We start from the raw sequence: 9378 nt of genomic DNA, 5'->3' as shown, positions 1-9378 counted from the left end.
CCAAAACTGTGGGACAGCAGTGGCAATTGCGGGCTCTTTTATGTGTTCTTTTTATTGATAGGCTTCGTTGATCAGATTACTGGTTTCCTGCAGGAGCTGATCTCTGACCATAGTTCTCGCCCGGTGCAGACGGCTCTTAACCGCCGCGACTGACTGCCCTGTTTTATCCGCAATTTCACGATTGGTCAGCTGTTCATAATCCTTCATCAGCAGTACTTCGCGATATGTATCGGGAAGATCACGGATAGCCCGCGTCAGGTCGATCAATTGATCCTGCTCAGGCGTCGTGTTTAACCACTCCAGGGCGGTACCATCACCATGCGGGTCGAAATCAAAGGCAACACGCCCTAACCTGCGACACTCGCGGCGAGTTGTCGTAAACAGCCATGAAGATAACGCTGCTACGATTTTAAGACTGTCTAAGCGGCGCGATACAGTGATCAGTACTTCCTGCACGGCATCATCGACGTCATTAATCACACAGTGCTTCATTGCGTAGTTGTGAATATTCGGGCGAACTGCCTTCAGCAGCTCAGATAAGGCCTTATCATCCCCCGCCTGAGCGCGCTCAATAACCGCTTCCTGAATTTCCTTAATAGTCACCGAACCAACTCCTTATCCCTTTCAGTGAAATATTTTTCTCGCTGGTGAATCCTTTTTGAATCCTGCCGCCTCTTATAGAGACCTACCGCCAGACTGTCACCTCATTACGAGCACAGCGGCCTAGTTTTATAGAAGTTTGACTATTTTTCTACAGGAGAAACCCGAATGACGACCGAAATGATGTCACTGCTGACGTTTGCGATGACCTGCCTGATTGTTCTGTTACTTCAGGCCACCATTGCAATGAAAGCGTATGGGATATCGTACTTTATGAGCAACCGCGATGAAGCACCCGCTGAGGAAAGCCCTCTCGCGCAACGCTTTAACCGGATTGTCAGCAACAACATTGAAACAGGTTTCATCTTTGTCGCTCTGGTTCTGGTCGCTGCACAAACAGAGATTTCAAACGGGCTGACCGTTTGGGGTTCAATTGTGTTTGCCGCAGCACGTATTGTTTACCCTGTGATCTATGCGGCGGGCATCCCTGTAGTCCGTACCCTGGTCTGGGACACTGGCATCGTTGCCCTGTTTGTTATCTTCACAGGCATCGTGACTGCCTGATAGCGCACAACCTTTGCCAAAACACTAAAAAAGCCCTCGGTACAGACAGAGGGCTTTTTGATTTAAGCAGTGAGAAGAACCCGCTCAGCTATTCTGGATCATTTTCTCTTTCATTGAGTGCAGCAGGTCACGCAGTTTGGCCGCCTCTTCAAAGTTCAGATCCTTCGCAGCTTTAAACATATCGTCCTCAATTTTGGATATGCGTTTCCCGAGTTCCGCTGCGTTCAGGTGCTGCCAATCGTCCGCCGAATAGCCTGCTTCCTTCTCTGCCACCTGCTGACGAGCACGTCCTCGCTGCTTGCCTTTTTTACCCGGAGGCGGAGCAGCCTCAAGAATATCTTCGACTGACTTCATAACACCTTTCGGTGTAATACCATGCTCTTCATTAAAGGCGAGCTGCTTCTCACGACGGCGATCGGTCTCATCCATTGCCCGCTGCATTGAATCGGTCACACGGTCAGCGTACAAAATCGCTTTACCATTCAGGTTACGCGCCGCCCGACCAATGGTCTGAATCAGAGAGCGCTCAGAACGCAGAAAGCCTTCTTTATCGGCATCAAAAATAGCAACCAGAGAAACTTCCGGAATATCCAGACCTTCCCGCAGCAGGTTAATGCCCACCAGCACATCAAACTCACCTAAGCGTAGATCGCGGATGATCTCAACCCGCTCAACCGTATCAATATCGCTGTGCAGATACCGCACGCGAACCTGCTGTTCATGCAAGAACTCGGTCAGGTCTTCGGCCATCCGCTTCGTCAGTACGGTAATCAGAATCCGCTCGCCCTTCTCAACCCGCTGATGAATTTCATGGAGTGAGTCATCCACCTGACCGGTGGCCGGGCGAATTTCAATTTCAGGGTCCACCAGCCCGGTCGGGCGAACTACCTGCTCGACCACGTTGTCCTGATGATCTTTTTCATACGGCCCCGGCGTCGCAGAGACAAATATGCACTGCGGCACAATCGATTCCCACTCTTCAAAACGCATAGGTCGGTTATCCAGTGCCGATGGCAAACGGAAACCGAACTGAACCAGAGTTTCTTTACGAGAGCGGTCGCCCCGGTACATGCCGCCAATCTGTGGAATAGTCACGTGCGACTCATCAACGAACACCAGGGCATCGTTGGGAATGTAATCAAACAAAGTCGGCGGCGCATCGCCTGCTGCGCGCCCCGACAGATATCGGGAGTAGTTCTCGATGCCTGAGCAGTACCCAAGTTCCTGCATCATCTCAAGATCGTACTTAGTGCGCTGCTCAAGTCGTTGGGCTTCTACCAGAAGATTCTCTTTGCGATAGTACTCAAGGCGCTCTTTCAGCTCTTCCTTAATACCTTCAATGGCATCCAGAATTTTCTCGCGTGGCGTCACATAGTGCGTTTTCGGGTACACAGTGACGCGCGCCAGGCGGCTGTAGATCTGGCCAGTCAGCGGGTCGAACGTGCTTAACTGCTCGACCTCATCATCAAATAACTCCACACGGATAGCTTCATCATCGCTTTCCGCCGGGAAGATATCGATCACCTCACCGCGCACTCGATACGTACCGCGATGGAAGTCTGCGTCATTACGGGTGTACTGCAACTCCGCCAGTCTGCGCAGAATGTCACGTTGATTAACCTGATCACCGCGCACAAGGTGCAACATCATCTTAAGGTAAGAATCAGGATCACCCAGACCGTAAATAGCCGACACGGTGCAGACGATAATGGCGTCACGGCGCTCCATCAGCGCTTTAGTCGCAGACAGACGCATCTGCTCAATGTGCTCGTTCACCGAGGCGTCTTTATCAATGAAAGTATCAGACGACGGGACGTAGGCTTCTGGCTGGTAGTAGTCGTAGTACGACACGAAGTATTCAACGGAGTTATTCGGGAAGAACTCTTTGAACTCCCCGTACAACTGCGCTGCTAATGTTTTATTGTGGGCCATTATGATGGCCGGACGCCCACACCGGGCAATCACGTTGGCCATGGTGTAGGTCTTACCGGAGCCTGTTACCCCCAGCAAAGTTTGTTTGAGCAGGCCGGCATCGACGCCTTTCACAAGGCCATCAATAGCTTTTGGCTGGTCGCCTGCGGGCGAATATTTGGATGACAGCTCGAATGGCTTACTCATGAGGATTCCAGTTAACGTCTAAATCCAGTAAGATTATACGTTGTTTTAGGGCCTATTTTGAGGCCCGCTATTTTTTAGGCACACATCGTGGCCGTGCTAGAGGAAAGTACATTGGATCTTAAATTGTCTGATCGCGTTCAACTGATCAAGCCATCCCCGACCCTGGCGGTAACCAACCGTGCAGCAGAGTTACGAGCGGAAGGCAAAGACATTATCGGGCTCGGTGCTGGCGAACCGGATTTTGATACTCCGGACCACATCAAAGCAGCGGCTGCAGAAGCTATCGATAAGGGCTTCACCAAGTACACAGCCGTTGACGGTACCCCCGGTCTCAAGTCTGCCATTATCGACAAGCTGAAAGCAGACAATGGCCTCAGTTACGAACCGAACCAAATTCTGGTTTCCTGTGGTGGTAAGCAGAGCTTCTTCAACATGGCTCTCGCGCTGATCAACCCAGGTGACGAAGTCGTGATTCCAGCGCCGTACTGGGTATCTTACCCGGATATGGTCAAAATCGCGGAAGGCGAACCTGTCATCATCGAGACCGATGAATCGACTCGTTTTAAAATCACCCCAGAGCAGCTGGACGCGGCCATCACAGACAAAACCCGTCTGGTGGTACTGAACAGCCCGTCAAACCCATCTGGTGTGGCATACACCAAAGATGAGTTTATTGCTCTTGGCGACGTTCTGCGTAAATACCCAGACGTACTGATCGCAACCGACGACATGTACGAATACATCTGGTGGGCTGACTTTGGTTTCGAAAACATCGTAACTGCCAACCCAGACCTGTACGAGCGCACTATCGTTCTGAACGGTGTCTCAAAAGCCTACAGCATGACTGGCTGGCGCATCGGCTACGCGGCAGGCCCGGCTAAGCTGATCGGCGCAATGAAGAAAATTCAGTCACAGAGCACGTCTAACCCTGCGTCTATCTCTCAGGTTGCTGCAGAAGCAGCACTGCGTGGCGGCCGTGATTGCGTGACTCCGATGGTTACCGCATTTAAAGAACGTCACGATTACATCGTTGATGCACTGAACGGTATTCCGGGCATCACCTGTATCCCAGGCGATGGTGCTTTCTATGCCTACCCTTGCGTGAAAGGCGCTATGGAAAAACTGGGCATTACTGACGACGTTGAATTTGCTGAGAAGCTTCTCAGTGATGCAGGCGTTGCTCTGGTTCCTGGCTCAGCCTTCGGTACACCGGGTTATATGCGTCTGTCGTTCGCGACTAGCATGAATACTCTTCGTGATGCCGTTGCCCGACTGAGTAAAGCGTTGAGCTAATTGCTCAAGCTATCAGTTAGCAACTCTCATAATAAAGCCCGCTGATGCGGGCTTTTTTATTGGTAGAACTGCCAGTTCAGCAATGAGCTTAAACGCCCAGATATTCGCGTAGCTCTGGGTCGCTGAAGATGTATTCCCACAGACGGTCGAGTACATCGTTTACCCATTTTTCGTTGTATTCTTTCACCGGTGCCGCAGCCACACGACGCGATTCGCTCAGACCATACGGCTTAGTGAACGTCGTATTACCATCCAGTACCGTCATATTGAATCGAATACTGACACTGCAGGCTGTGACCAGAAAACCTTCATTACAGCTGTAACGGAAACGATTCACCGCCAGCTCAAGCTTCACCGGATCAAGCGGGCTTTCACCACCGAACCCGAGTTGCGTCATGCTGTCCTGCAAGCGACGCGTCAGCACCGCCGACAATTCATCCTGAACATACAAAGGAGAGTTTTCGGCCAGACGTCCACCACGGCTACCCAGCGACTGACGCTCGTCAGGGCTGATTTCTTCGCGGTTGTCGACCACACGGATCAAGGCACCACGGGACACCGACGCAGCGGGCTGCTCGATCTCATAATTCTCACTCAGTTCAATGGTCTGCGGGGCCAGAACACACCCCGTCAGGCCGGTGGCCAACGCAGTGCTGGCCAGCAAAGTCAGAACGCTCTTACGCATTCGGTACATCCTTCTCTGCACGTTTAAATACCCACTCTGTGGCGGTCGATTCTTCTTCAGAAAAGCGATAGCCCGCCACATCAAATTTCTTCAGATCTTCAGGGTTATCAATACGCTGAGTGATCTGGTACGCCGCCATCAGGCCTCGCGCTTTTTTCGCATAAAAACTGATAATTTTGTACTTACCGTTTTTCTCATCACGAAACACTGGCGTGATCAGGTCTGCTTTTAACGCCTTCGGCTTCACCGACTTGAAGTACTCGTTCGACGCCAGGTTCACGATGGTATTGATACCAGATTGCTCAGTGAGTTCATTCAGAGCGTCGGTGATCTTGTCGCCCCAGAAAGCATAAAGATCCTTGCCGCGATCGTTGCCGAGTTTCGTACCCATCTCAAGACGGTACGGCAGAATCAGATCCAGCGGACGCAGCAAACCATACAAACCTGAAAGAATACGCAGGTGACCCTGTGCGTAATCCAGGTCGTCTTTGCTCATATTGTCGGCATCAAGGCCGGTATAAACGTCCCCTTTAAACGCCAGCACAGCGGCTTTTGATTCCCCTTCAGGAAAAGGAATCTTCCAATCACTGTAACGCTGCACGTTCAGCTCAGACAATTTCGGGCTCAGCTTCATCAGAGCGCCGATTTCGTCCGGAGAATACTTACGCAATACATCGATCAACTCAGCCGAATCATCCAGATAATCTGGCAGACTGTGCTGATCCGTAACCGGCGGTGTCTCAAAATCCAGAGTCTTGGCGGGTGAAAGCAATGTAAGCATGTCGATCCTCAGCAGATATTGGTTGCGGTCATGATACCTTGTGCCCGCGTAACTCCCAAACGTGTCCTGTGTTTTGGCATTCCGGCCCGTTATGTCCGGTCAGGGCTGCCAATGCAGCCACTGTAATAAAGATGTGAGAATGGCTGACACAGGATAAATTCACTCTGTCGTGTTTCCTCAAACGAGTCATCAAGAGGTGTTAAAAATGGCAAAAGATATTCAGGGGCTGGGCTTAGGTCTGGCGGTACGCTTTTCTGGCAGTGAGTTCGCCAGGAAGTACAAGCTCCGCCGTCCGGCAGAAAAGCTAGCCTACGCAGGCACCAAGAAAGGCTTTGAAGTCATCGGTCAGATGGTGGCAAAGAAGAAAGCTAAGAAATCCGAAGATCCTAAAATGCTGCCAGAGCCGAGCACGGCTGGCCTGTTCGACCTGACCCTGTCAGAAGAACAGCAGATGATCAAAGACACCGTGCGTTCATACGCCGAAGAAGTTGTCCGCGGTCTGGCGCACGATGCCAACGAAGACATGAAACTGCCGGAAACCTACCTGCAGGACATCATGGACCTCGGCCTGAACTACTTCTCAGTGCCAGAAAGCATGGGCGGCGCGGCTCAGAGCTACAGCCCGACCACCAACGCCATCATTGCTGAAGAACTCGCCTGGGGCGACTTCTCACTGGCCTACGCGACACTGGCGCCCGTTGCAGTCGCAAATGCCATCGTTAAATGGGGCAACCAGAAGCAGAAAGAAAAATACCTGCCTGAGTACCTGGCAGAAACGCCTGTCAAGGCAGCGATTGCGGTACAGGAACCTGCCCCTCTTTTTGATCCGGCAAAACTGTCTGCAAAAGCGAAGAAAACCAAAGCCGGTTACACCATCTCAGGAGTTAAGAGCCTGGTACCGTTTGGTGGCGAAGCGTCAATGTATCTGGTGGCAGCGCGCTATAAGCGTCGTAACCGTCTGTTTATTGTTCCGGGTGATGCACCAGGCGTTCAGTGGCAGGCAGCTCCGGCCATGGGCCTGCGTGCAACATCAACTGGCACCCTGACTCTCGACAAAGTACTGCTCGGCCCAGATGCCCTGCTCGGCGATGACAGCTTTAACTTTGAAGCCTTTATGGACCTCGGCCAACTGCACTGGTGTGCACTGGCGATTGGTGCCTGTCAGGCAGCGCTCGATTACCTGATTCCATACGTGAATGAGCGTGAAGCCTTCGGCGAGCCAATTTCTCACCGTCAGGCCGTAGCCTTTATGGTTGCGAATATCGGCATCGAACTCGAATCTATGCGCCTGATGGTCTGGCGCGCAGCGGCACTTGCTGAAGCTGGCAAGCCATTCCACCGCGAAGCCTACCTTGCACACATCCTGTGTTCTGAAAAAGCCATGGAAATCGGCACCAACGCAGTTCAGCTGCTTGGTGGTCATGGTTACACCAAAGAACATCCAGCTGAGCGCTGGTATCGCGATCTGCGGGTTCTGGCCTGCATCAACGGCGGCATGCACCTGTAAGGAGAAGCACAGATGATTAATTTAGAAAATCCGAAAAAATTCCGTGCCCTTGTTAACCAGGCACACCAGGTAGCGGCGAGTGTTTTCCGTCCGGTATCGCGTAAGTACGACCGTTCTGAGCACGCTTACCCAGTCGAACTGGACATGCTGGCCTCCATCATGGACGGCATGAACGACGGCACCACAGGCGAAGGCGCCGGTGCTGGCAAACTGAAGCAGGATAACGGCCCGAAGAAAGAAGGCATCCAGAACGGCACCAACATGTCGACAGTACTGTCTCTGGCTGAGCTGTGCTGGGGTGACGTTGGCCTGTCTCTGACACTGCCACGTCAGGGCCTGGGTAACGCTGCGATTGCTGCGGTTGCCGACGACGAGCAGTTTGCACGTTTCGGTGGTAAGTGGGCAGCGATGGCCATTACTGAACCAGGTTTCGGTTCTGACTCTGCAGCCGTTCGTACCACTGCGATTCGTGATGGCGACGAGTACATCATCAACGGTGAAAAAATCTACGTCACCTCAGGTGAGCGCGCTGACTGCGTTGTGGTTTGGGCGAGCGTTGACCGCTCTCTTGGCCGTGCGGCGATTAAGTCGTTCATCGTCGAGAAAGGCACGCCGGGCATGGAAGTTGTCCGTCTTGAGAAGAAGCTGGGTATTAAAGCGTCTGACACCGCTGCGATCACTTTCACCGACTGCCGCATTCCAGCGAGCAACCTGCTGGGTGATCCAGAGGTTAACGTTGAAAAAGGCTTTGCCGGTGTCATGCAGACCTTCGATAACACCCGCCCGGTCGTTGCGGCCATGGCGATTGGTGTGGCTAAGGCCTCTATCGATCGCACCCGCGAACTGCTCAAGCAGCTCAAGGTAAAAACCGATTACCGCACGCCGTACAAACTGGCCTCACAACTCGAAGCCAAACTGTATCGCTATGAAGCAGAATGGGAAGCAGCACGCTTGCTGACTCTCAAAGCTGCATGGATGGCCGACAACGGTATGCCGAACTCTAAAGAGGCGTCCATGTCGAAAGCTAAGGCTGGTCGTACTGCGAACGAAATTACCCTTGGCTGTGTCGAGATGCTTGGCATGCTGGGTTACGGCGAAGACGAACTGCTTGAGAAGTGGTCGCGTGACTCGAAGATTCTCGACATCTTCGAAGGCACACAGCAGATCCAGCAGCTGATTGTTGCTCGTCGTCTGCTCGGCAAATCATCCGCCGAACTGAAGTAATCTGTACGACAAACTAAGCACGGGGCCTGGCGCCCCGTTGCTGTATTAACAATGATAATTTTCCGGTAACGTCGCACTCCGGACTTTCGAGCGAGACTCTTACCCGTATGACTCAATACAATGAAAAACTGGTTTCACTGCCGAATATTCTGACGCAATTGGCAAACCAGGCCACAAGCATTCCGATCAAGCTGAAAGGTGTGTATGAACTGGCAACCAGCAAACCTGAGAAAGAGAAATCAATCGGACTTCTGCTGGAGAAACACGCACGCCAGCGCCCAGAACACATCGCTATCCGCTACGAAGATGTGACTTACACCTATGATCAGGTAAACCGTAAAGCGAACCAGATCGCGCATTATCTGACCTCTCAGGGCATCGGCAGCGGTGATGTGGTTGCCGTGGTTCTTGAGAACCGCCCGGAAACCCTGATTTCAGTACTGGCCATCGTCAAGCTCGGTGCCATTGCCTCCATGATCAACACCAGTCAGCGTGGCGACGTACTGCTGCACAGCCTGACCCTGGTCAAACCGAAAATAATCATCGTTGGCGAAGAGATGCTGGAGAACGTTAAGACGGTCGAAGGTGATCTCGATGACGCTTCGC

9 protein-coding genes are annotated in these 9378 nt (G+C 52.3%); 5 read left to right on the top strand and 4 right to left on the bottom strand.

The genetic code is table 11. From position 1 onward, the window contains the following. Positions 1–51: 51 nt before the first annotated feature. A complete protein-coding gene (locus B2067_RS08370) occupies positions 52–603 on the bottom strand; it encodes an RNA polymerase sigma factor (RefSeq protein WP_068438844.1) in 552 nt (183 codons plus the stop codon). Between the two features lie 165 nt (positions 604–768). On the opposite strand from B2067_RS08370, the gene B2067_RS08365 reads away from it, so the two are divergent. Continuing rightward, positions 769–1164 (top strand): MAPEG family protein, encoded by a 396-nt coding sequence (locus B2067_RS08365; protein ID WP_301376609.1) that lies wholly within the window; start codon positions 769–771, stop codon positions 1162–1164. Positions 1165–1248: 84 nt separating this feature from the next. On the opposite strand, the gene uvrB is transcribed toward B2067_RS08365, so the two are convergent. Continuing rightward, the gene (gene uvrB, locus B2067_RS08360) at positions 1249–3282 is read right to left on the bottom strand and encodes an excinuclease ABC subunit UvrB (protein ID WP_297533265.1); all 2034 of its coding nucleotides are present in this window, start codon (positions 3280–3282) and stop codon (positions 1249–1251) included. A 111-nt stretch (positions 3283–3393) separates the two neighbouring features. Here uvrB and B2067_RS08355 point away from each other — a divergent pair, with 111 nt between their 5' ends. Further along, a complete protein-coding gene (locus B2067_RS08355; RefSeq protein ID WP_068437466.1) occupies positions 3394–4575 on the top strand; it encodes a pyridoxal phosphate-dependent aminotransferase in 1182 nt (393 codons plus the stop codon). An 88-nt stretch (positions 4576–4663) separates the two neighbouring features. On the opposite strand, the gene B2067_RS08350 is transcribed toward B2067_RS08355, so the two are convergent. Next, positions 4664–5260, bottom strand: coding sequence for a YajG family lipoprotein (locus tag B2067_RS08350; protein WP_068437463.1), 597 nt, complete (start codon positions 5258–5260; stop codon positions 4664–4666). Further along, on the bottom strand, positions 5253–6041 hold the full coding sequence (gene yaaA, locus B2067_RS08345; protein WP_076514746.1) for a peroxide stress protein YaaA: 789 nt from the start codon (positions 6039–6041) through the stop codon (positions 5253–5255). Before yaaA ends, B2067_RS08350 begins: the two co-directional genes overlap by 8 nt. Before the next feature lie 205 nt (positions 6042–6246). Here yaaA and B2067_RS08340 point away from each other — a divergent pair, with 205 nt between their 5' ends. The 3 genes from B2067_RS08340 to B2067_RS08330 form a co-directional block, all read left to right on the top strand. Then, the gene (locus B2067_RS08340) at positions 6247–7548 is read left to right on the top strand and encodes an acyl-CoA dehydrogenase family protein (protein WP_301388106.1); all 1302 of its coding nucleotides are present in this window, start codon (positions 6247–6249) and stop codon (positions 7546–7548) included. A gap of 12 nt (positions 7549–7560) precedes the next feature. After that, a complete protein-coding gene (locus B2067_RS08335; RefSeq protein ID WP_297533262.1) occupies positions 7561–8772 on the top strand; it encodes an acyl-CoA dehydrogenase family protein in 1212 nt (403 codons plus the stop codon). A 107-nt stretch (positions 8773–8879) separates the two neighbouring features. Continuing rightward, positions 8880–9378: AMP-binding protein (locus B2067_RS08330; protein ID WP_301388105.1), on the top strand; the 499-nt coding region annotated here is incomplete at its 3' end.

Origin of the sequence: Thalassolituus sp. UBA2590 (genome assembly GCF_002339775.1) — a bacterium.
In the GTDB taxonomy this organism is placed as follows: domain Bacteria; phylum Pseudomonadota; class Gammaproteobacteria; order Pseudomonadales; family Oceanobacteraceae; genus Thalassolituus.
This window is presented reverse-complemented; position numbering and strand designations above follow the sequence as displayed.